The following is a 23,900-nucleotide window of genomic DNA, read 5'->3' as shown; positions in this document are numbered from 1 at the left end:
CGCCCAGGGCGGTGCCGGGGGTATTGGGGGCCACGCCCTGCTGTTCGGCAACGGCGGGATCGGTGGGGTCGGCGGGGCGGCACTGGCTGGAGGTATCGCGGGGAACGGCGGCGATGGCGGCGTCAGCGGCATCTTGTTGGGCAATGGCGGCGCCGGTGGCGCCGGCGGGCAGGGCGCAGTGCTGGGCGGTACCGGCGGGGTAGGCGGTAACGCCGTGCTGTACGGCAATGGCGGCAATGGCGGCAATGGCGGCAATGCCGGAACGGGCCCCACGGCGGGCAACACTGGCGCCGGTGGCACCGGTGGATTGCTGCTGGGCGCAGACGGATTCAACGCCCCGGCCAGCACGTCACCTCTGCATATCCTGCAGCAAGAGGCCCTCACCGCCGTCAATGCGCAAAGCCAGAATTTGCTCGGACGTCCGCTCATCGCTAACGGTTTGCCCGGGGCACCGGGGACGGGTAAAGACGGCCTACCCGGCGGGATCCTGTTCGGCGACGGCGGCGCCGGCGGGTCTGGTGGTCCCAGCCAAAACGGCGGTGCCGGCGGGGCCGCCGGACTCCTGGGCACCGGCGGCGCCGGCGGCGCTGGGTGGGGTTCGTTCAGCAGCGCACCCAGTGGCAACGGCGGCGCCGGAGGGTCGGGCGGCTGGTGGTTCGGCGACGGCGGGGTCGGCGGAAGCGGCGGGTTCGCAGATAACACGGCCGCCTTGGCCGGCGGAGTCGGCGGGGCCGGCGGAGCCGGGGGGCTATTCGGCGCTGGCGGCGACGGCGGGGCCGGTGGAGGCGGCTTTGCCAGCGGAACCGCGGTCGGCGGTACGGGCGGGGCCGGCGGAGGCGGCGGACTGCTCGGCGGCCTGATCGGTGCGGGCGGCGGCGACGGCGGGGCCGGCGGGTTCGGCGTCGGCACGGGTGGTGCCGGTGGCGCCGGCGGCAATGCCGGCGCGCTCGGTGGCCCAGGCGGCTCTGGCGGTCTGGGCGCATCTGCTACTCAAGGTCCGGCCGGGGCCGGCGGCCACGGCGGTAGCGCCGGCTTCCTGTTCGGCCCGGGCGGTGCCGGCGGGGCCGGTGGATACACCTACGGGGGTGACGGCGCAGCCGGCGGCGACGGCGGTAACGGCGGGCTGTTCGGCTTCGGCGGCGCCGGCGGCACCGGCGGGGGTGGATACGACATGCACAGCATCGGCGGGGCCGGCGGAAGCGGCGGTAGGGCCGGTCAACTGTTCGGCGGCAGCGGTGCGGGGGGCCCCGGCGGAGACGGATCAACCGGCGGAGGTATGGGCGGGGCCGGCGGCAACGCTGTGGTGATCGGCAACGGCGGCAATGGAGGCAATGGCGGCGCCAACCTGACCGGCCCGACCCCCGCACCGGGCGGCATCGGCGGTCGCCGCGGTGCGTTGTTGGGCGACAACGGGATCAACGGTCAGCCGTAGCGGGACGACGCCATGAACCAGGTTCAGATCGCCGTCGTCGGCGTGCATGTCCTCGACACCCACGTCGTTGGCATCACCTCCATCCCGGAGGGTTCCCAGGGCCAACTCGTCGAGACGATCAGGCTTTCTCCTGCCGGGACAGCGGGCGGCACTGCCGTCGTCCTGAGTCGCCTTGGGGCGCAAGTACATTCATTCGGCGCGGTCGGCGCCGACGCGATGGGCGACGCCCTGCTTGCCATGCTTAGCCGGGAAGGTGTCGATGTCGGTGGTGTGGTTCGGAAATCAGCGAGCCAGACGTCGGCGTCGGTGATCCCAGTGCGGCCCAACGGGGATCGTCCGGCCTGGCACTGCGTCGGCGCCAACGCCGCGTTCGGCCTGCAAGACCTCGATCTTGACCAAGTCGTCACGTCTTCGCATCTGCATCTGGGCGGTCCGGAATTCCTCGGCGGCCAAGCGGCCGCCGAACTGCTTCGGTACGCAAAGACCAACGGGCTCAGCACATCCGTCGACGTTCTCGCCGCCGGCGATCCCGGATTGCTTGCATGGGTTGCCGATGCCCTGCCGCACACCGACTATCTGTTGCCGAACGACGAACAGGTGCTGGGTTTCACCGGCGCGCCCGACCTGCTGAGCGGGGCGCGCCAGCTATTGGCCGCCGGTCCGACCTGCGTGGCGGTCACGCAGGGCAGCAAAGGAGTGCTGATCGTTTCGGGCGAGGAATGCTTCGAAATGCCGGCGTTCGCAATAGACGTGGTCGATACCACCGGCTGCGGTGACGCGTTCTCGGCCGGGTTCATCCTCGGCCGCGCGCTGGGGCGCGACCTTCGGGCAGCCGCCCGTCTCGGATGCGCGACCGCCGCTCACGTCGCCGGCGGAATCGGGACCGACGCGGGCTCCTACGACCTCGATGCAGTCGATGGGTTTGCGAACAATCAAGGCAGACAAGCAAATTGACCGTTACCAGCGACGGCCCCGGGTGCGTCGTAACCACCTTCCGCGTTTGATGTCCTTCGCTTCGGCGACGCCACTCTTGTCGACCAGTCGCGTGTCCTTCGGCGGCAACTGCAACTCTCGTTCGGCGACAATCCCGGCCTGCAGTTGCCGTCCGCGTTCGAGCTCGGCGTCAAGCTCGGCGCCGAACAACAGCGCCAGGTTCGTGATCCACAGCCATAACAGGAAGACGATGACGCCACCCAACGCACCGTAGGTCTTGTTATAGGTGCCGAAATTGCTTACATAGCAACCGAACCCAAACGAAGCCAGCGCCCACACCACGATGGCGACCGCCGCGCCGATGCTGAGCCAGCGAAACCTCGGCTGCTGCACGTTGGGAGTTGCGTAGTAGAGAATCGCCACCGCCACCGTCACCAACACCAGGATCACCGGCCACTTGGCAACCGCCCACACCGCCTGAGCGACCGAACCCAACCCCAGCGCGTTACCGACGGCATCGGCGACGGGACCACTGACAACCAGCATCACGCCTACCACCGCGGCCAGCACCAGCCCCGCCAACGTGAGCATCAACTGCAGCGGCCTCAGCTTCCACACCGGACGTCCCTCGGCGATCTCGTAGACGCGGTTCATCGCCCGGCCGAATGCGCCGACGTAGCCCGACGCCGACCACAACGCCGCCAGCGCGCTGAAGATCAGCGCCACACCGGCCGAGGGGTTCGCAACCACCTGCTCGATGGGCTGGCGCAGCATGTCGAGCGCTGCGGCGGGGGCGAGGTCGGCGACCATGTCGAGCAAAGCTCCGGTCGTGCGCTGCCCCTGGCCGAACACGCCGAGCAGCGACACCAGCACCAGCAGCGCCGGAAACAACGACAACACCGCGTAGTAGGTCAGCGCCGCGGCGAGATCGGTGCATTGATCGTCGCGAAACTCGTGCATGGTCTTTCGCAATACGAATGACCACGATGCTCTGGTCAGCTCCTGCGGAGAATCGGGCTTGCTCGGATCGTCGGGATCTGGCGCGCGCTTTTTCTTCTCGGTAAGCGCTTCGTCGGCGGCTGCGGCCATACCTCATCTATTGCCCGCTGACCGGCGAATTCACACCCAGTCAGTAGGTAAGTAGCCGCTGTTTCTGCGCGGTGAATTCCTCGTCGGTGAGGATTCCCGAGTCACGCAGGGCGGCCAGTTCCCGTAGCTCGGCGGCGATGCTGGTGATGGGCCCACCGGGTAGCGGGCTTGGCGGCGGTTCGGCCGGCTCACCCTGCACCGGTTCGGCCGGTTTACGGGTCGGGACGCCAACCCGCTCACGCTCGCGCCGGCCCGCGCCCCCGCCGCCACCGACAGTCGTCCCGGCCATTGCCCGCCCGGCCATCCCGGCCAGCGCCATCTGGCTGAACAGGGTGCCGGCGCCGGACGCTTCGGCGGCGGCCCCGATGGTGGTCGCGGGTAGTGCCATGGCGGCAAGGCGCATTTCCGGGGCCGCCGTGGCCCAGCCCGTCGGCACCGACAACGCGCCGACCGCGCGCGCCTCGCCCAGGCCGGCCGAGACGGCTGAGGCGGGGCTGGTGACAACCGGAAACGAGGTCGGTGGCGCCGCGTCGACGCCCGGCCACTTTTCGATTCCCGCCCAGCCACTGACGATGTCATCGGTGTGGATACCGACGTAGTAACCGTTGAGGTCGTAGGGCAGAGCCACGGTGGTGAGCGTTCCGTCGAGGGTAAGTCCCGCCGCACCCAGTTCTGGGTCAACGAAGATGCCACTCAAGTCGCCCAGCAGGTCGAGTATCTCCAACCACGACAAGGCGTCGCCGGCTGCCGCCGGGGACGACAGACCGGTCAGGGTGCTGGGCACTGCCGACAGCGCCTGGGTGACGTTCGACATCGTGCTTTGCACGTTGCCGGCGGAGGTGCCGGTGGCCTGGGCGACCGCGGCGGCTTGGCCCGCCGGTCCGGCCGAGTCGGTGACCGAAGACGGGGAGCTGAACGGTGTCAACGACGTCGCCGATGCCGATGCCGATGCGTAGCCGAGCATGGCCGCGCTGTCCTGGGCCCACATCTCGGCGTACTGCGTCTCGGTGGTGGCTATCGCGGGCGTGTTCTGGCCGAAGAAGTTCGTCGACACCAGGGCCACCAGCAGCAGACGGTTGGCCGCGACCACCGGCGGCGGCACCGTCGCGGCAAACGCCGCGTCATAGGCGGCGGCCGCTGCGGTGGCTTGGGTGGCGGTCTGCTCGGCCTGTGTCGCGGTGACGCGCAACCACGCCACGTACGGGGCGATCGCGGCCGCCATCAGCGCCGCGGCCGGACCCAGCCAGGTGCCGACGGTCAGTCCGGTGATTGCCGACTCATACAGGCTTGCCGCGACTTGTAGTTCTGCGGCCAGCGTTTCCCATGCCGCGGCACCGGCCAGCATCGGGCCCGAGCCGGGGCCGGTGTACATCCGGACGGAGTTGATCTCCGGTGGCAGCGATGCGAAGTCCAATGTCGATCCTCCGATAGGTGAGCCGAACGCCACGGCGGTGTCCGCTGGGCGATGGCAGCAGATAACGCACGGTACAGGGCCCCGATGGGCCCCGATGGGCCCCGATATCCTTGCCGGAGTGTCCGAACCGTCTGCCAAGCAGTTGCGCAGCCGGCTTGACGGCCTAGCCATTCGCGACGCCGCGCGCCTGGGCAAGCGGCTGAAGAATCTGCGCGGCGCGACGCCGGCAAAGCTACAGCAACTTTCCGGCCAGATCGCCGAAGCTGAGGCTCTCATCGCCGGCCGTCGCGCCGCCGTCCCGCCGATCGGTTATCCCGACCTGCCGGTCAGCGAGCGGCGGCGCGACCTCGCCGAGGCGATAAACGCCAACCAGGTGGTCGTGGTCGCCGGCGAGACGGGGTCGGGAAAGACGACTCAGCTGCCGAAGATCTGCCTCGAGATCGGCCGCGGCATTCGCGGAACCATCGGACATACCCAGCCGCGCCGGCTGGCGGCGCGCACGGTCGCACAGCGCATCGCCGACGAGTTGGGCAGCCCGCTCGGCGAGGCGGTCGGGTATACCGTCCGGTTCACCGACCAGGTCAGTGACCGCACGCTTATCAAGCTGATGACCGACGGCATCCTGCTCGCCGAGATTCAGCGCGACCGGCGCCTGCTGCGCTACGACACCCTGATCCTCGACGAGGCCCACGAGCGCAGCCTGAACATCGACTTTCTGCTGGGCTACCTGCGTGAGCTGTTGCCGCGCCGCCCTGACCTGAAGGTGATCGTCACCTCGGCGACGATCGAGCCGCAGCGCTTCGCGGCGCATTTCGGCGGCGCGCCGATCGTCGAGGTGTCCGGGCGGACGTATCCGGTGCAGATCCGGTACCGGCCATTAGAGGTGCCGGTTGCCTCGGGCTCTGACGACGATCCCGACGATCCCGACCACGAAATCGTCCGCACCGAGACCCGTGACGAGATCGAGGCCATCGTCGACGCGATCGGTGAACTCGAGGCCGAACCGCCCGGCGACATCCTGGTGTTCCTGTCCGGCGAGCGCGAAATCCGCGACACGGCAGAAGCTTTGACAGGTTTGCGGCACACCGAGGTGCTTCCGCTGTACGCGCGGCTACCCACCGCCGAGCAGCAGAAGGTGTTCGCGCCCCATTCCGGGCGGCGCGTCGTGCTGGCCACCAACGTGGCCGAGACATCGCTGACCGTGCCCGGGATCCGCTATGTCGTCGACCCTGGCAACGCCCGCATTTCCCGCTACAGCCGCCGCCTGAAAGTGCAGCGACTGCCGATCGAACCGATCTCGCAGGCATCCGCCGAGCAGCGAGCCGGCCGGTGCGGGCGGGTTGCGCCCGGCGTGTGCATCCGCCTCTATTCCGAAGAGGACTTCGCGGCCCGCGCCCGCTACACAGATCCCGAGATCCTGCGCACCAACTTGGCCGCGGTCATCCTGCAGATGGCCGCGCTGCAGCTCGGTGAGATGCAGAACTTTCCGTTCCTGGACCCGCCGGACCAGCGCAGCGTCCGCGACGGCGTGCAGCTGCTGCAGGAACTCGGGGCGTTCGACCGCGACGGCGCGATCACCGACCTGGGCCGCCGGCTGGCGCGGTTGCCCGTGGACCCACGGCTGGGCCGGATGATCCTGCAGGCCGACACCGAAGGATGCGTGCGCGAGGTGCTGGTGTTGGCCGCGGCGCTGACGATCCCGGACCCGCGGGAACGGCCGGCCGATCGCGAGGATGCCGCCCGGCAGAAGCACGCCCGGTTCGCCGACGAGAACTCCGATTTCATGTCCTACCTCAACCTGTGGCGCTACCTTCGTGAGCAACGTACCAGCCTGTCGCGCAACGGCTTTCGTCGGCTGTGCCGAGATGAATTCTTGCACTATCTGCGGATCCGGGAGTGGCAGGATCTGGTGGGTCAGCTGCGCAGCATCGCCCGCGATTTAGGGGTTAACGAATCCGATGAGCAGGCCGATGTGGGGTCGGTGCACGCGGCGCTGCTGGCCGGACTGTTGTCGCACGTGGGTATGCGCCGGGAGGACACGCGCGAATATCTGGGTGCGCGCAACTCGCGGTTTGTGCTCGCGCCCGGCTCGGTGCTCACCAAGCGGCCGCCGCGTTGGGTCGTGGTAGCCGAGCTGGTCGAAACCAGCCGACTGTACGGACGGACCGGCGCCCGGATTCAGCCCGAGGTGGTGGAGCGGGTCGCAGGAGAGCTTGTGCAGCGCAGTTACAGCGAACCGCACTGGGACGCAAAGCGCGGCGAGGTGATGGCTTACGAGCGGGTGACGCTGTACGGACTGCCACTGGTTGCCCGCCGCCGGGTGGGATACGCCCGCGTCGAGCCGGCGGTGGCGCGGGAGTTGTTCATCCGGCACGCGCTGGTGGAGGGTGACTGGCAAACGCGTCACCACTTCTTTCGCGACAATGCACGGCTGCGCGGTGAACTCGAGGAGTTGGAGGAACGCGCTCGGCGGCGCGACCTGCTGGTCAGCGACGACGAGGTGTACGCGCTCTACGAAGCCCGCATCCCCGCCGAGGTGGTTTCGGCGCGACACTTCGACGGGTGGTGGAAAAAGCAGCGCCACCGCAACCCGGATCTGCTGACCTTCACCCGCGAGGACTTGCTGCATACCGGCAACGCCGCCGACACCGATCGGCCCGACACCTGGCAGATCAGCGACATCGCGCTGCCCCTGACCTATCGGTTCGAGCCCGGAGCCGCCGACGACGGCGTGACGGTACACGTACCGATCGACGTACTCGCCCGCTTGGGTGGTGACGAGTTCGCTTGGCAGGTACCGGCTTTGCGCGAAGAGCTGGTTACCGCGCTTATCCGCTCACTGCCAAAAGAGCTGCGCCGCAACTTCGTTCCGGCCCCGGATACCGCGCGGGCGGTGCTGACCGGGATCGACCCGGAGGGGGAGTCGCTACTTGATGCCCTGCAGCGCGAATTACGCCGTCGCACCGGCATTCTGGTGCCCATCGACGCCTTCGATGTGAACAAGCTGCCGCCGCATCTGCGGATGACGTTCGCCGTCCAGTCCGCCGACGGGACCGAGGTGGCCCGGGGCAAGGATCTCGCAGCGCTGCAGGAGCGATTGGCGACGCCGGCCCGGGATGCCGTCGCCGACGCGGTGGCCGGGCAACTGGAACGAAACGGGTTGCGCGGCTGGCCCGACGACCTGGACGAGTTGCCCCGGGTGGTCGAGCGCACGGTCAGCGGACGTACCGTACGCGGCTTTCCCGCGTACGTGGACGTGCGCACCACCGTCGGCGTCCGCGTGTTCGCGACGTCGGCCGAACAGGACGAAGCGATGGGCCCTGGCGTGCGACGGCTGCTCCGGTTGAGTGTGCCGTCACCGATCAAAGCAATTGAGCGGCAGCTTAATCCGAGAACCCGGCTGGTGCTCGGCACGAATCCGGACGGCTCGTTGCCTGCGCTGCTCGACGACTGCGCCGATGCCGCGGTGGACGCGCTGGCGCGCGGGCCGGTGTGGACTCGTGACGAGTTCGCGGCGCTGCGCGATCGAGTGGCGGAGAACCTGCTTCCGACGACTATCGACGTGCTGGGTCGCGTCGAGAAGGTGCTCTCCGCGGTACAGGAGGTGCAACTGGTTATACCGGCCCAGCCGCCGCCCGCACTGGCCGAGGCGATCGCCGACGTGCGCGCACAACTCGACCGGCTGCTGCCGGCGGGTTTCGTCACCGCCACGGGGCCGGCACGTCTCGGCGACCTGACCCGCTACCTGACGGCAATCCGGCGCCGCCTGGACAGGCTGCCCCAGGCGATCCAGGCCGACCAGCAGCGGATGCGGCAGGTGGCCGCCGTACAGCGGGCCTACGACGAACTCGTGCGGGCGTTGTCCCCGGCCCGAAGGGCAGGCGCCGATGTGCACGACATCGCCCTCCAGATCGAGGAGTTGCGGGTGAGCCTATGGGCCCAGCAACTGGGCACCCCCCGTCCGGTCAGCGAGCAACGCATTTACCGGGCGATCGACGCAGTGCAGAACCGTAGTTGAGCGGGCAGGGTATCGGAAAGTTTTCCCACTCTCATGTTACCGGCTACCGGGGGGCTTGCGGCAAGGGCGGGGTCATGGCGCAAAATCATTGGCCGGAACCATAATTCACTGCATCGGGGGTTGCGAAGTGGGGGTGTTGTGCGAGCATGCCGTAATCGTCGTCGGCGCGGGTCCGACCGGACTGATGCTGGCGGGCGAGTTGGCGTTGGCCGGGGTCGACGCCGCGATTGTCGAGCGGCGCACCAGCCGGGAATTCAGCGGTTCGCGCGCCGGCGGTCTGCACGCGCGCACCATCGAGATCCTCGAACAGCGCGGAATCGCCGATCGCTTCCTGGCCGAGGGGCAGGTGGCACAAATCGCGGGGTTTTCCCAAATTCGCCTGGACCTCAGCGACTTTCCCACCCGCCATCCCTACGGCCTGGCCCTGTGGCAGAACCACATCGAGCGAATACTGGCCGACTGGGTCGCGGAGCTGGGGGTGCCGATATACGACGGGCGTGAGGTGACGGGTATCGCCCAGGACAGCGCCGGCGTGGATGTTCAACTGTCCGACGGGCAGTTCATGCGCGCGGCATATCTCGTCGGGTGCGACGGCGGACGCAGCGTGATCCGCCGAGGCGCCGGCATTGACTTTCCAGGATGGGATCCGACCACGAGTTATCTGCTCGCCGAAGCCGAAATACCCTGTGCCAGTGATCAATCGCCGGAGTGGGGCATCCGCCACGACATGCTGGGCGTCCATGCTCTCAGTAAGTCCGACTCGGGGCCGGTGCGGGTCATGGTGACCGAGCGGCACCTCGGGCCCTCGGGCGAGGTCACGTTGGGCGACCTGAGCGAGGCGCTGATCGAGGTCTACGGAACCGACTACGGAGTCCACAGTCCCACTTGGATTTCCAGATTCACCGATGTAACGCGTCAGGCCGCGGCCTACCGGAACGGCCGGGTCCTACTAGCCGGCGATGCCGCGCATGTGCATCACCCCATCGGGGGTCAGGGTCTCAACACCGGCGTGCAGGATGCCGTCAACCTGGGCTGGAAGCTGGCCCAGGTGGTTGGCCAGACATCGCCGGACGACCTGCTGGATAGCTATCACGCCGAACGGCATCCGGTCGCCGCGCGCGTGCTGCGCCACACGATGGCGCAGATGGCGCTGCTTCGCCACCTGGACGACCGGACCACGGCCCTGCGCGACACCATGTCCGAGCTGCTGAGCATGGATGAGCCGCGCAAGCGTTTGGCCGGGATGATGTCGGGTCTGGATATCCGATACGACCTGGGTGCCGGACATCCGTTGCTCGGACGCCGCATGCCCGACCTCGACCTGGACGCCGCCACCGGGCGAATGCGGGTATCCACGCTCCTGCACGATGCCCGCCCGGTCCTACTCAATCTCGGCGCGCCCGGCGACCTCGACGTCCCTGCCTGGGCGGACCGAGTCCGGTTGTTCGACGTGAAGTATGTCGGCGACTGGGATCTGCCGGTGCTCGGTACGGTCAGCGCTCCGGCCGCCGTTTTCGTCCGGCCAGACGGATACGTCGCGTGGGTGGGGAACGGATCGCACGCCGGACTGACCGAGGCTCTGACTACCTGGGTCGGGCCGCCGGCGCCAACGGCTCGCCCGCGCCTATCTCGGCGGACCGATGCCGAGGAAGCAAGGAAGACAGCGCCTCATCGATGAGCGCCGGATCGGTAGCGTCCGGGGGCATGCACTGCGGTGAGCAGGTCGAATGGGGCGTTTTGGACACGCTGGCGCGACGCCCGGAGGTTGGCCGGTAACCCGGCGTCAGCGAAGTACGGTACGTAAGTACCAGAAAACTCTTGCGCAATCCGTGTCCAACCGGTTACCTTGGGGTCCGAAGAGAGCCAAGTCACATCGAGCGGGCAAGGTGGGCAGCGTCGCTCTTCACCAAGGGGAGGCGGCCGCACAGTGCGGCCGGGAAGAAGGGAACACCTCGGTGTCAGGAACACGACCGGCCGTGCGGCGACTTAACCTCGTGACTGCAAACAGTCCATTGCCCGCGGGAAGCGCAGAGGATCGCGCGTGGGTTTCGGAGGGGTTGTGCAGGGACAAAGATCCCGACGAGCTGTTTGTGCGGGGGGCCGCGCAACGTAAGGCCGCGGTTATCTGCCGGCATTGCCCGGTAATGCAGCAATGCGCAACCGATGCCCTCGACAACAAGGTCGAATACGGGGTTTGGGGCGGTATGACCGAGCGCCAGCGCAGGGCACTGCTCAAGGAAAATCCCGAGGTAGTCTCGTGGTCGGACTACTTCGACAAGCGCAAAATCCGTTCTATCGGGTAGGTCTATTACGGCCTGGAAAAAGCGCTAGCTCGCCATTTCGGCCACTCGGCCGGCGATAGCGTTCTCCCAATCATCAAGCCGGGAAAGAAAGAACGCCTCGGCTTCATCGAAGGTGACTTCCGGGTTAGGCCCGATCAGGTTGGCGACGTCGTGGTAGACACGCGCGGCCTCCGGATCGACAAAGTCCCATTTACCCAGCGGCCATTCGTCGGTGAGGTAACCCGCGTCCGCGTATTCCTGGTACAGCTGTGTTCCCGGATACGGCAGGATCCGGCCGATGAACTTAAAGGCATTCGTATACTTCGTGGCCCGCAGTAGGCGTGCGGTCTCCCGCAACTCCTCAGGCTGCACCGTCGGGTGAAACATAATGGTGCCCGGGATGACTTGGATGCCCACGCGCTGCAGAGCATTGATCGTCTCCGCGGCATCTTGGCCGCGATTGAGAATCTGCTTGCGGTAGGCGCGCAGTTGATCGTATGAACCCGTCTCCAAGCCGATGAACACCCGGCGCAAACCCGCCTTGTGCAGGTGCTTGTACAAATCCAGGTCGACAACGGAGTCCAGCCGGATGTCCAGCATGAAATTGATGTCGATCCCACGCGCCAGGATGCCGTCGGCAAAGTCAGCGGCGCGCTGCTGTGAGCTGGGATGCTTCGAGACGAACAGGTCGTCGCTGATCAAGACGAAATTGACGTCGAAGTCCGACACGAGATATTCGATCTCGTCGACTACCGAGTCGACCGACCTGGCCCGATAGCTATCGCGGCCGAACATGCCTGACATGGCTCCGGTGCCACAAAACGTGCACCGATACGGGCATCCGCGGGTGGAAAATACGGAGGCAGCAAAACCATCCGCAAGAACGGTGGGCAACTCGTCGCGCGCCGGGCGAGGCAAATCGTCGAGGTCGATCAGCGGAGCAGGGCGGTAGACGACCCGTCCCTGCTCATTCCGGCGGGCTATCCCCGGGATGTTTTCCACCGCGGCGTCATTTGCGATGGCCATAGCCAGCTGGGTGAAAGCGACCTCTCCGTCTCCGACGACGATGAAGTCGAAGCAATCGTGCTCGCGCAGGACGCGCTCGAAGTTGAGTGTCGCGATCGCATTTCCCAGGGCGATTTGCACGCCGTCCCAGGTCTGTCGCGCGCGCTGCGCTAACCAGAGCACCTCGGGAAACGTATCGATGGACGAAAAGCCGATAAGCCGGGGCGTACCGGTGGAGCGAACGGCATTCTGCATTGCCGCCCACGTCTCCTCGACGGACCCATGCCCAGCGACCAATCCATTGACACTGGCGATTTCGAGTCCTTGCGCCTCGGCATATGCCTTGATCGACATCAACCCGAGGTGCTCCATCGGCATTGACGCATACAACCGCGGATCGCCGAGCTTCTGTTCGGCAACATAGGAGCGCCCGTATTCGCGGACGCCGGGAGGATTGACAAGAAGAATCGTCACGTTTGCCCTCCCTGGACGAATAAGGTTCTAATCTTCGACGTCCGCGTTCAGTGCCGCCATACGAGTCGCCTACATATGCCCGATGCCGCTAGGCTAGATCTTTCTCTCATCATTGGTTTGCCTTATCAACCGATCGGCGGTTGTTTTGGATGAATCTCATGTCCACCGATCGGGGGACAGGGAAGCAGCCGCACACCCCCAATTCAATTTGCGTCCACTACGGCTGGAAGTGTCAGCTAGCTTAAGCCCCGGATGTCTCGGATTTATCGCTTTTCGCATACCGCCGGAATCACGCCCGCCAGGCCTGCAGTGGGCCCCACCAAGCCTGCGGGGCGGCCCACGCGGATTCGACGACCGCGCGACAGCCCGCTTCCTCATGACATTTCTGTTACGGCTCTCGGGCGATGCAAGACACACCCGTCGGATCACGGGTTTAGAGTTCGGAGTCGATGCGTCGCACGTGGACCTGGACATTCAACCTGCCGCCGGATCAGTTGTGGCCGCTGCTGGCCGATACCAACCGGTTCAACGAGGCAATGGGCCTACCGCCTTACGCGCTCGACGAGTCGCCGCAAACCAACGGTACGGTGCGGCGCCGCGGCCGGGGCAAGGCGGCCGGCTTCGTCCTCGAGTGGGACGAAAAGCCGTACGAATGGATCTCGGGCCGACACTTCCGCCAGTCGCGGGTGTTCACCAAGGGGCCATTCCGCCGCTTCGGCCCGGTCTTCGATCTCGAGCCGGCCGGCAACGGGGTCTCACGCGTCACCTACACGCTCGAATGGGAGCCGCTGAGCCTGGTTGGCCGGCTCTTCGGCGCGCGCCTTGCGACGCAGGCGGGCGAGAACGTGCAAAGGCGTGTGCTGGAGGCCGTCGCCTTCGCTCGCGGCGATCATGAGCCCGAGCGCCTGACACCTTTCGTGTTGTCGCAGCCAGAGTTGCCACCCGGTGCCCGCGAGCGGGCCACCGCGATGATGCGCGAGTTAGACCGCAACCCCTACGGCAACGGTCTCGGCGGGCAGCTGGTCGACCACGTGCTGCAGGGCATGGCGGCCGATCTGACCCATCTGCGGCCCAAGACGCTGGCAAGCAAACTCGGCGTACCCCCGCGCGCGGCGACCGAGGCCTGCCTTGCCGGCGTCAAGGCGGGCCTACTCGGTATGAAGTGGGATTTGCTCTGTCCCAACTGCCGCGGCGCCAAGGTCAGTGTGGCTACGCTCGCCGAGTTACCCCACGGTGCGCACTGTTCGTCGTGCAACATCGACTACGACCGCGACTTCGAACGCAACGTCGAGCTGACGTTCGCGCCGTCCCCTACGGTGCGCCCGCTGCCCAGCGACCGTTTCTGTCTGTCGGGCCCGATGGAGACACCACATGTCGCCGTGCAGATGCTGCTGCGCCCGGGGGAGCGGCGCACGGTGGCTGTCGACCTGCCGCCGGGCTCATATCGTCTGCGCACGCTGCATCCCAGCGGTTCGGTCAATGTGGACTACGAGTCCGGTGCGTTTCCGAGCCTGCGGGTGTCCAAGTCTGGTGTGCAGACGTATCCCGGCGACGAACCGGGAACCGCGACTTTCGTGAACGACGCCGACTTCGAGCTGGCGGCGTTGATCGAGGAGCGAACCTGGACACGCCAAGCACTGAGGGCACCGGAAGTGATTTCGCTGCAGGCCTTTCGCGATTTGTTCGCCGAGGCGACGTTGCGGCCGGGCGACGATGCGGGCGTCAGCCAGGTTGCGCTCCTGTTCACCGACCTGCGTGGTTCGACGGCGCTGTATGAACGGGTCGGCGATGCCACGGCGTACAACCTCGTGCGCGAGCACTTCACGCTGCTGGCCGCGATCGTGCGCGAGCACGAGGGCGCGGTGGTCAAGACGATTGGCGACGCGGTGATGGCGTCTTTCACCGATCCGGCGCAAGCGGTGCGCGCCGCGCTTGCCATGCAGGCGGGTATCGCCTCGTCGGAAACTGTGGGTCGCGACCTAGTACTGAAGGTAGGCGTGCATGCCGGCCCCAGCGTGGTCGTGACGTTGAACGACCGCCTTGACTACTTCGGGTCGACGGTGAACATGGCCGCACGCCTGCAGGGCCAGAGCGCCGGCGCGGACATTGTGCTGTCTCGGGTCGTAGCCGCCGATCCCGCGGTTCGGGAGCTATTGTCCGCCGTGCCCCAGCGCCGGGAAACGGTCGCGCTCAAGGGTTTCGCCGAGCCCGTGGAGTTCGTGCGCCTATTGAATCGTCGGTAGCTACGCAGCCCGACCTCGTCTCCTGGCCGCCCGCAACGCCCGCAGTGGCTGCAGCAGGAACGCCGGCGGCGACCACCAGAACCACTGGCCCAATACCCCCGCGATCCCGGGCACCACAAAGGTGCGCACCACGAGCGTGTCAATGATGAGGCCGACGCCGATGGTGGAGCCGACCTGTTCGATGGTGAGGACATCGCTGGACAGCATCGCGAACATGGTGACTCCGAAGACGATGCCCGCCGTGGTGACGACGCCGCCGGTGCCCCCGAAGGCGCGGATCGTCGCGGTGCGCAGTGCGGCTCGGTTGACGCCGCGGTTGCCGGCCTCCTCGCGCATCCGCATGGTCAACAGGAGGTTGTAGTCGGCGCCCACTGCGACCAACGCGATGAAGGCCATGGACTGCACCGCCCAATGCATATCCTCACCCAGCAGGTCATGCCAGATGAAGGTGCTGATGCCCAGCGCCGACAGGTACGACGCGACGACCGTCCCGATCACTGCCGCCGCGGCGACCGGACTCCGCAGCATCACGAGCACGATGAGGAACACCAACGCAAGCGCCACCGTCGCAAGTAACCGGAAGTCGTTGTGCACATAGCCACGCAATTCGGCGGTACCGGTGCCGAAACCGGCGATTTCCGTGGTGCTTCCGGCCAGGGTGCCTTCCTTGGTCGACTCCTTTACCGCGGCGACGATCTGTGGCGACCTGCGAGCACCGTCGGCGCCGAATACTCTGCCATCGCCATAGACCAGCAGCCGAGTCATCTGGCCACTCGGGGCGAAGTAGAGATCCGCCGCGCGCCGGAACCTCGGGTCAGCCCAAGCTCGTTGCGGTAGGTAGTACCCGCCCTCACCGCTGTTCTGGAAGTCTCGCCGGATGTCGCGCAGGTACCCGGTGAGATCGCCGAATGTGGTGCGCGTATCCCCAACGGCATCGGTGATTTGGGCGGTCATCGAACTGAGCTGTGCCACCAAGGACCGCATGGTCCCTACCGACTGCTCTGCGCTGGTGAGCGCCTTGGCGGTACGGGCCGTGCCGGCGTTCAGTCGTGCTGCGCCATGATCGAGTGAATTCGTCGCCACGACAAGCGAATCCATCGGTGTGACGACCTTGAGCACCAGCGAGCAGATGGGATCATTCGGGCAATTGGGGTTGCCGTCGGTGAAGCTGCGGAGCGGGTCGAGGTCTGTGGATACCTGCGCCAGCACGTCTTTGAGCTGCCGCATCCCGGCACCCATGCCGCTGGTGTCGGAATTGAGATCGCCAAGTCCAGCTACACCGCCCGATAGCCCTGCCTGCAGCCGGGATAGCGCTGTGGAGAACTGGGCGAGCGTCGGGGTAAGTCGGTTGACAGCGGTCAGGCGCTGGTCGAGCTTGGCGATTCCGTCGTCCAGCTGGTCGCCGATCGTGCCGGCCTGGCTGGTGAAGGTGGCCTCGTCGGGAATGGAACCTTCTGGGCGAGAAGCGGATTGGACCATGGTGACGCCCGGAATTTCCATTAGCTTGCGGGTCACGCGTTCGATGGCGATGAGTCCGGCGGGGTTTCGTAGATCGTGGTCGGCCTTGATGGCCACAATCTCCGGCAGTAACCGGTTCGGCGGAAAGTGGCGGTTCATGGCTTGGTATCCGCGGTTGGCCAGGGTCGAATCCGGTTGCGCGGCAATCTCGTCGAACCCAAGTTGCAAACCGGCGACGGGCAATGCACAGACGGCCAGCACCAGAGCCGACGCGACCAGCATCGGACCGGGCCACCTGGCGACGACTGTGCCCACTCGCCGCCAGCGACGGCCGGCCGGCCGGTTCAGCTTGCGAGGTTGGGCAAGCCCATAGCGCCCGGCGAGAGCGATCAGCGCGGGCAGCAAGGTGAGGGAGGCAAACATCCCGGTGAGAATGCCTATGGCACAGGGCAACCCGGCGCTGCGCAACATGCCGACGTCGGCAAACGTCAAGCAGGACAGGGCAGCGGCCACGGTGAGCGCCGATCCGACGATCACCGGTCCTACCTTGCGGTTGGCGCAGCGTAGCGCAGGCTCGTGGCCAATGCCGTCGCGTCGTGCCTCGTGATAGCGCCCGATCACGAATATTGCGTAATCGGTGGCGCCACCGAGCACCATCGCACTCAACAGCGCTACCGAGAAGATGGACACTTCAAAGACATCGCGTTCACCAAGCAGGGAAACGATCGATCGGGCAACCCCGAGCGCAAGACCCACCGTCATGAGCGGAATCGCCGCGGTGATCACCGATCGATATACCGCGAAAAGCAGCAGGGCGATGAGAATGACTGTCACACAAGTCATCAGCAGCATCTGTTCGTCAATTGCGCCGAGTTCGTCGGCAATCGTGGCCCCTGGCCCGGTGACATATGCGTGCACGCCCGGCGGTGCGGGCACGCTCGCGACGATCCGTCGCGCCGCGTTAAGCGCCTTATTCGCGTGCGCCGCACCGAGATCGCCGGTCAACCGCAGCATCGTGTACGCCGCCTTGCCATCGGCGCTCAGCGCGCCCTTGGCGGTTATCGGGTCCGACCACAGGTCCATGGCCGACTCCAGGTCGGCATGATCGGTGCGCAGCTTCGCCAGCACCTGGTCATGAAAAGCCCGCTCCGGCGCTCCAAGCGGCTGGTCACCTTCCAACACCAGGTAGTTCAGGTTGCCGCCATTGCCGTCCTGGAACTGCGCGCCCATTCGAGCGCCCGCGATGTTGACCGGTGCACCAGCGGGAAGGAAGCCCTGAGCGTGGGTACGAGCGGTGCTTTCCACTTGCGGCACTACCAGAGTGCCGACCCCGGCGGCGACGACCCAGAAGCCGACGACGAATATCGCGTACCGGCTCGCGAACCCGGCGAGGGCGTCCCACGCGCTGGGCCGTATGTCGGCCATCCCGGAGAGCCGTGTCCGCAGCCTCGAGACGAGGCTCTGCTGCTTGATCCGAAGCATGCAGCCGATACCTCAGATCCGTCCGGGTGCACGGCGCGTAGTGACACGAATCCCTAACGGACGCAGGGGAAAGAAAGCTGGGACGCGGGCAGCATAGCTGCTATACGCCGCACCGAATCGAGCGACGAGGTCGCGTTCCTCCAAGACGGTGCCCAACAAGATATAGCCCGTCATGCCGCCGGCGAAGAGCAGATGTCCGGCCGTGCAGTCCCTGGCACACCAGAAGCAGAGCAACAACCCCGTCATCAGCGGATGGCGCACCAGGCGATAGGGTCCGTGCACCCGCAGCGGGTCGACCGTGGCATCTGATGCCCGAGTCACATAGCGGCGGTAGGCCTGACTGACACCGAGCAGGTGGAAGTGGTTCAGCAGCAGGGCTGCCGCATAGACCAGCACGAAGCCAAGCCAGTATCCGGCGTCCAGAGCCGCTCCGACGACGCCGTTGGCCGACCAGATCCGCACCGGCAGAGGCCGCCAGCCCAAAATCAGCAACCACACAACAAGACTGGTCATCACGACATAGACGGTGCGTTCCAATGCTTGCGGCACCCTGCGGGTAATGAACGCCTTGACCGATGTCCGGGCCATGCCCGAGTGCTGCAAGCCGAATAGCGCGAGCAGGACAACATCGATGACAAGAGACGGTCCGGTGCCAAGGTGGGGGCCGACATCGATCGTCTTGGGCAGCCACCAGCGGCCGGTGAAAAGCAACAGCAGCGGTACTGTCACCCCGGCGAAGGCATAGCCGGCGAAGGCCAGTATGAACGGGACCAACCGGCGCGGATCAAACAGCACTTCCCGCATCTGTTGGGGTGCGATCAAACCCATGCGAACCACGGCAGGTACCGAGAGCGGACAGCGCCCTGCTCAATCCGCTTCTCTAGCTTGGCCTTCCACCGCTCACCGTGCGGCGCGTCCAGGAAGCCTCCGGGTATCAGCAGGCGCCAGCTCGAGGTCAGGGTCATCCAGTAGGGCACGATGACGCTGGGCTCGACTTGCCGCATGTAGTCCAGCTTGTCGGGGATCTGGGACCAGTGGATGCCCGGGTAGCGATGGTGCACGCTGTGGTAGCCCTGGTTGAAGATGAAGAAGTTGAGCCAATTTCCGACGGTGTTCATCGATTTGCTCGGGTCGTCTTCAAAGACTCTTGCCGGGCCGTGTGTGAGCCACGCGAAGTAGCCCGAGGTCGCCTGCGTGACGAGGAACGGGATCCAGTAAAAGAGCGCGAACCGGGCCGGATCGGTGGTGAGGAAAGTCGTCCAGATCAGTACCGAGATCAGCGTGAAGTCGAATACGAACTGGTGACGTCGGATGCGCCGGGTCGGTGACAGATTCGCCGCGAAAAGCGTTCGGGCAGTGTGGTTCTTGACGATCGAGCTGTAGCGCACCCAGTACCAGACGGCGCGCAGCCCGTGCTCACGGCCCGCGGTGGTGGTGATATCCCCGGGTCCGTCGTCGTAGCGGTGGTGGTTGATGACATGCACCTCGTACATGTCGGCGGCCGTTAGCGCGGCCGGCATACAGCACAACAGGTCGAGCATCCTGTTCATCCGCCGCGACACGAACAGTGGCCGATGAGTGTGCATGTGCAAGATGCCGATGGTGATCGAGAAGTTCAACAGCGACAGGACTGCGATCAGCGGCACCGCCAGGTACCACTTGGTGGCGACGGGCATTGCCAGACCAAAAGCCAGTAGCCCGATCCAGCACACGATATGCAGCAGCGGGCCGACATTCGCCGGGTGCTCGAGCTTAAGCACCCGGCGACTGAACGGTGTCGTGCCACTTGCCGTGTCGAGTTTTCCGTTGTCTGGGACTGGTGAAGCAATGGTCACTGGCGGCCTTTCTGGCTAGTCATCTCAAGGGCAGCGAGCTGGAATTGGGTGGCGAGTGCTTGCATGGCATCGGTGTCACCGGGCGGGACCCGCTCTATCGCGCCGAAGGCGAGGTGATCGGCGATCATCATCCGGCGCTTATGCTGACCGGACAGCTCACCGGACATCGCCTCTTCCGGCAGGGCCGCTACCAACGCGAAGGTGAGGTCAATTGTCAACGGCCCCAACGAGGGTGACATCGAAGCGCCGCCCAGGCTGAGCACCTCAGGGGCCGGCCCCGGCCCGACACCGAGTTCGAGCGAGGCGTCAAGCAGCAGGTGGATCGCTGCGTCCGCGCAGCACCGCACCCGTTTCATCATCAGGGCCCAGTGCGCGGGGGAACGTGCCGCCAGCACGGACGCACCGAGGCGTAGCCGTCGCCGGTAGGGGGCCGGGGCCCCGACCACGCCGCATAAGAAGGCGGTGGTCGTAATGGCCATGTACGCCATTGCGATTCGAGCACCGCGGCTGGGCACACGAGGTCCGAGGCGGGCCAGGAGGGCGAGGCTGCCCAGCGCCGGAACAAGCAGGCGCAACAGGACCGCACGGGTAAGCTCACCGCGGTCACCGGCGCCGTAAAGCGCCAGCTCCCCGTCGCGCAGATCGTTGGCCAGTTGTGTTGTGATGCCGATGCATCCGGCAAGTTCGGCCAGATCGGCCTCGGTGAAGGCGCCTTCTGCGATGAGCGAGCAGGCGTAGCGCGCCACTCGCCCGAGCACGCCCTCGCTGTATGTCGACCGCGGCAAGGCCACTTCAAGGTTGCGGGCCATCACTCCGGCGACGTCGTCCAGCATCCGCCCGACTCGCTGCCGCCCGTCATCAGGCAGCGCTGACACCATGGCACGTACATCAAGAATCCGCGCCGCCAGCACTTGGTCGACAGCTTCGCTGCCGCGGACGACGGCCGCATGCAACGGCGGCGGGGGGGTAGCGGTGACCCCGGTGAGATAGCTTGCGGCGGTTCGCACGGCGGCGCCGGCCAGCCGAGGATCCATGAGGTCTTCGTAGGCGTCGAGCACGCGGCAGGCGAACAGGGCGGCGGTAGCTTCGGCGCGCAGGTGGGCAGGCAGGAAACCGATTGCAACACCAAGGTTTCGGGCCGCCGGGACCAGTGCAAGCCGGGCCAGCCGATCGGGTGATCGGGCCGCCCGCATCGAGGCAAGATTCGGTGGGCGTCGCAGGCACCGCAGTCCGTAAGCCAGCTCGCCAAGCCGTCCACCGCTCATCGTGCGACCACCTGCACCGTGAGCTCGCGCAGATGTTCGCGGGCCAGCGACGGGGGGAAGATCTCCAGCGCACGCCACGCGTCCTCCGCGGCACCGACGGCGAAGTTGCGGGCGGCTTCGGTTGCTCCGCTGTTCACCAGGCTGGCCTGCAACGTGACGCTGGAAGTCAGCCCCGACAGCCACAGCTCGTGAGCGTCAGGCCGGATGGCCAGCCATTCGATCACCGGCCACGTCGGCACCCGGCGGTCGAGATCACTGCAGGCGTTCTTACCGAGCGCAGGGTCGCCCTCGACGTCGCGCACATCGTCCATGATCTGAAATGCAAGGGCGAGCTGGTCGGCATACCGCATCAGTGCACGTAGTCCGTCCGGGTCGACTCCGCCGGCCGTGCCCCCGTAGGAGCAGGCCAGCCGGAAGAGGGTACCGGTCTTGGCGACGGCGACGCGCTGGTAATGGCGACGCAGCGCGGCCTCGTTGACCGAAGGCGGCAATGTCTCGATGAGCTGGCCGAAGGAGAGGTCCGAGAGCTGATCAAAGTAGGTGACGCCGGGGGCTTGGCCCAGGCGTGTGCACATCGCCGCGTTGTCGGCCAGCACCCGCGACATAGTTTGTAAGGCGATGCCGGCCAGGTGGAATCCGGCCCGGGCGGCGGTGCGGACGCCGAAGGCGGCGGGTACCGATGGGGCGCCTCGCCGCAACGACGAGCCGTCGCAGATGTCGTCGTGAATCAGCGACGATTCGTGGAACATCTCGATGGCACAGGCTAAGTCGATCGTATCGGCGAACGACACGGTGGCGGCCGAAGGCTGTAGACGGCTGCAGGCCAGGCCCAGACCTGCCCGCACGCGTTTACCGGGGGCCGCCAGGATGTGCCGATAGAGAGAGCTGAAGCTGCCATCGCTGAGCAGGATTTCGCGCAGCCGATTGCTGACCAGCGCCAGCTGATCCGCGATGGGGTCCGCGCCCCGGCGCCGCCAAATCACGGGTTCGCAAGTTTGCTGGACGGACATCGTTTGCGTCGTTTGCATGGGGATCAACTTTCCAACCCGGCTTGATGAACAGCTTGTACCCGACGTGCGTTTGGCCGGCGCGGCGCCTCAGCAACTCGCCGGACAAATCGCCATGGATGACATGCAGGCATAATGCATTGCCCCCCTGTCGATTTAGATCGTCTACCTACATCAATACTGCAGACCTGTCGCGGATCAGAACATCCGGCGATCAGCCAAATACCTTCTCCACCAGTCGGTTTAGCCTTCTGTCCACCGTTCGGTGGACACACCCGAGAACCGCGTCAAATGTCGGCGGTCACGGCAGCGACATCGACCAAATGCCGCACGAGACCGTCGTAAGTGGGTGTCATACAACGATTTTGGGTACAGCGATGCCAGCGACATTCCTCGTCAGACCGGCAACAGTTTGATACGCCGCAAAGCGTAGGCGCCGTCTACTCCCCGTGCCCATCGGGAGTTTGTCGGCGCCGCCGAAATACAAATCTGTTTGACTATAACACTTGTCAACTATGTCTCAAGGTACGAATCCGTAGGTTGCGTTGTTTGCTGAAGCTACGGCTCCGTAGGTTGGATTCGGCCACTTCCGGCCGCCAATGTAGGCCGCGCCGTTGACGTTGCGCACATCGGCGCAGACGCGACGACCATGTCTCGACGCAGGCCCGTTGCATGGCAATGCTTTTGGCATTCGCGCAAGATGCACGACGCTTTAAGCCGGGAGGGAGGCGTCCCAGATGACCCTTGCGGCTCTGTTTCGCGAGGACGACGCCGCGTACTCGTATCAACCGTTCACTGTGAGCAGCATCACACAATGGGTGGGGGAGTACGCATGGCGTGCAGAGTGGGCACCTCGCGGCGCCCGCTATTGGTTCATTCGCCGAAGTTGCGGGACCACAACATGATTCAGCGGCTGCCAGGGCCGCCGGACGGGTCCTCGCTCAGCTTGAGGCGCTGAGAATCTTGATCGCGAAGACAAGCGTGTCGCCCGGCTGTATCCCCGCGCGGGGCTGCCCGTTCGGGTAGCCATCCGCGGAGGTCATCGCGACCGCAACAGTGGACCCCACCGTTTGTCCCGCGATGGCCTTTTGAAAGCCCGGGACGACTCCGCCAAGAGGGAAGTCAACCGGGGCGCCCCGCTCGTAGCTGCTGTCGAACACGGACCCGTCACGTCCATTGACGCCCATGTAGCAAACGGAAACTTTGGCCGTAGCCGCGACCACTGGTCCAGCTCCGGCGTGCAACGTGTGCACCTGAGTCTGGGCCACGCTGAATGGTGTCGTCACCTTCACGATCGGAGCCGTTGTATCCGTGGATCCGGTGACCGCGATGCTCCCGGTGGTGCCGGCTAATGTCCAGTCAGGCGTGCCGCCGTTCTGCGCGGCTGCGGTCGGGCACGACCCGGCCGCATCTGCCTTGCCCGATCCATCGATCGTCAGAACCGTCGCCGCGACACAAGCCGCGAGCACGACAGAGGAATGCCGCCAGGAGAATTTCACGACCGTCACGCTACCGCTAGTCATTACGCCCGCGACCGGTAACCCGCAATCAGGGCGTTTCTATCACAGCGACGGTCCGGCATCGAGCGCAACCGCAGCTGATGCCGATCTATAACGCCCTCGCTTTTGCTGAACGGATGCCGGAGGCAGGGACCACGAAAGCAGCGCACCCGCTCGATTTGGAAGGGCGTTCGAATCTTGCCCGTTAGGCTCGTGCGTCGAAGCCCGGGGAATCAGGGTGATACCAACTGTGGGCGAGGGCTTTTCGGAGCAGGACGAAGCGACCGGAACGAATACAACGCATTTCGAATTCATACAAAGTGCAGCTTCTTTAAGAGCAAGAGTTCACACAACGCGTGCGGTACATTCCTGCTGAATGCTCACCACCGGGAGTGCGAGGGGGCGGCGAGGTCAAGTCCAGGGACGTGGTGTACGACGTCGTCGTGTGATTCTTCGATGTGATG

Annotated in this window: 14 protein-coding genes and 1 pseudogene; 6 read left to right on the top strand and 9 right to left on the bottom strand. The window is 65.9% G+C overall.

Annotated features, from left to right (window positions below; genetic code table 11):
* Positions 1–1,432: pseudogene (locus BST12_RS33690) on the top strand (PE family protein); the annotation flags it as partial.
* A gap of 12 nt (positions 1,433–1,444) precedes the next feature.
* Positions 1,445–2,386, top strand: a complete 942-nt coding sequence (locus tag BST12_RS24900) for a carbohydrate kinase family protein (protein ID WP_083115905.1) — start codon at positions 1,445–1,447, stop codon at positions 2,384–2,386.
* Positions 2,387–2,389: 3 nt separating this feature from the next.
* On the opposite strand, the gene BST12_RS24895 is transcribed toward BST12_RS24900, so the two are convergent.
* A complete protein-coding gene (locus BST12_RS24895; protein WP_083115904.1) occupies positions 2,390–3,454 on the bottom strand; it encodes a YihY/virulence factor BrkB family protein in 1,065 nt (354 codons plus the stop codon).
* 40 nt (positions 3,455–3,494) lie between these two features.
* Positions 3,495–4,868 carry a PPE family protein, SVP subgroup gene (locus BST12_RS24890; protein ID WP_083115910.1) on the bottom strand — a complete coding sequence of 458 codons (1,374 nt, stop codon included), beginning with the start codon at positions 4,866–4,868 and terminating at the stop codon, positions 3,495–3,497.
* Positions 4,869–4,986: 118 nt separating this feature from the next.
* Here BST12_RS24890 and hrpA point away from each other — a divergent pair, with 118 nt between their 5' ends.
* The 3 genes from hrpA to BST12_RS24875 all read left to right on the top strand — a co-directional run bounded on the left by hrpA (position 4,987) and on the right by BST12_RS24875 (position 11,189).
* Complete coding sequence (hrpA, locus tag BST12_RS24885; RefSeq protein WP_083115903.1) at positions 4,987–8,886, top strand: ATP-dependent RNA helicase HrpA; 3,900 nt, start codon at positions 4,987–4,989, stop codon at positions 8,884–8,886.
* A gap of 136 nt (positions 8,887–9,022) precedes the next feature.
* Positions 9,023–10,564 (top strand): FAD-dependent monooxygenase, encoded by a 1,542-nt coding sequence (locus BST12_RS24880; protein WP_276028785.1) that lies wholly within the window; start codon positions 9,023–9,025, stop codon positions 10,562–10,564.
* A gap of 277 nt (positions 10,565–10,841) precedes the next feature.
* Positions 10,842–11,189: a WhiB family transcriptional regulator gene (locus BST12_RS24875; RefSeq protein WP_083115909.1), complete on the top strand. Its 348-nt coding sequence runs from the start codon at positions 10,842–10,844 to the stop codon at positions 11,187–11,189.
* A gap of 24 nt (positions 11,190–11,213) precedes the next feature.
* Here BST12_RS24875 and BST12_RS24870 read toward each other — a convergent pair whose 3' ends face one another.
* A complete protein-coding gene (locus tag BST12_RS24870; protein WP_211281356.1) occupies positions 11,214–12,647 on the bottom strand; it encodes a B12-binding domain-containing radical SAM protein in 1,434 nt (477 codons plus the stop codon).
* Between the two features lie 449 nt (positions 12,648–13,096).
* On the opposite strand from BST12_RS24870, the gene BST12_RS24865 reads away from it, so the two are divergent.
* Positions 13,097–14,890 carry an adenylate/guanylate cyclase domain-containing protein gene (locus BST12_RS24865; RefSeq protein WP_083115901.1) on the top strand — a complete coding sequence of 598 codons (1,794 nt, stop codon included), beginning with the start codon at positions 13,097–13,099 and terminating at the stop codon, positions 14,888–14,890.
* On the opposite strand, the gene BST12_RS24860 is transcribed toward BST12_RS24865, so the two are convergent.
* From BST12_RS24860 to BST12_RS24835, 6 genes are all read right to left on the bottom strand, one after another.
* Complete coding sequence (locus BST12_RS24860; protein ID WP_083115907.1) at positions 14,891–17,773, bottom strand: MMPL/RND family transporter; 2,883 nt, start codon at positions 17,771–17,773, stop codon at positions 14,891–14,893.
* Positions 17,774–17,842: 69 nt separating this feature from the next.
* Positions 17,843–18,658 carry a methyltransferase family protein gene (locus BST12_RS24855; RefSeq protein WP_083115900.1) on the bottom strand — a complete coding sequence of 272 codons (816 nt, stop codon included), beginning with the start codon at positions 18,656–18,658 and terminating at the stop codon, positions 17,843–17,845.
* Positions 18,649–19,590 carry a fatty acid desaturase gene (locus BST12_RS24850; protein WP_245850560.1) on the bottom strand — a complete coding sequence of 314 codons (942 nt, stop codon included), beginning with the start codon at positions 19,588–19,590 and terminating at the stop codon, positions 18,649–18,651. Before BST12_RS24850 ends, BST12_RS24855 begins: the two co-directional genes overlap by 10 nt.
* 71 nt (positions 19,591–19,661) lie before the next feature.
* Positions 19,662–20,930, bottom strand: coding sequence for a hypothetical protein (locus tag BST12_RS24845; protein ID WP_083115898.1), 1,269 nt, complete (start codon positions 20,928–20,930; stop codon positions 19,662–19,664).
* A complete protein-coding gene (locus BST12_RS24840; protein ID WP_245850558.1) occupies positions 20,927–21,958 on the bottom strand; it encodes a polyprenyl synthetase family protein in 1,032 nt (343 codons plus the stop codon). The genes BST12_RS24845 and BST12_RS24840 overlap by 4 nt, the downstream gene beginning before the upstream one ends.
* A 920-nt stretch (positions 21,959–22,878) precedes the next feature.
* Positions 22,879–23,460, bottom strand: a complete 582-nt coding sequence (locus BST12_RS24835) for an FKBP-type peptidyl-prolyl cis-trans isomerase (protein WP_083115897.1) — start codon at positions 23,458–23,460, stop codon at positions 22,879–22,881.
* Positions 23,461–23,900 lie beyond the last annotated feature (440 nt).

Origin of the sequence: Mycobacterium angelicum, assembly GCF_002086155.1 — a bacterium.
Taxonomy (GTDB): domain Bacteria; phylum Actinomycetota; class Actinomycetes; order Mycobacteriales; family Mycobacteriaceae; genus Mycobacterium; species Mycobacterium angelicum.
Note: the sequence above shows the minus strand (reverse complement) of the source record. Positions and strands in the feature narration are given on the sequence as shown.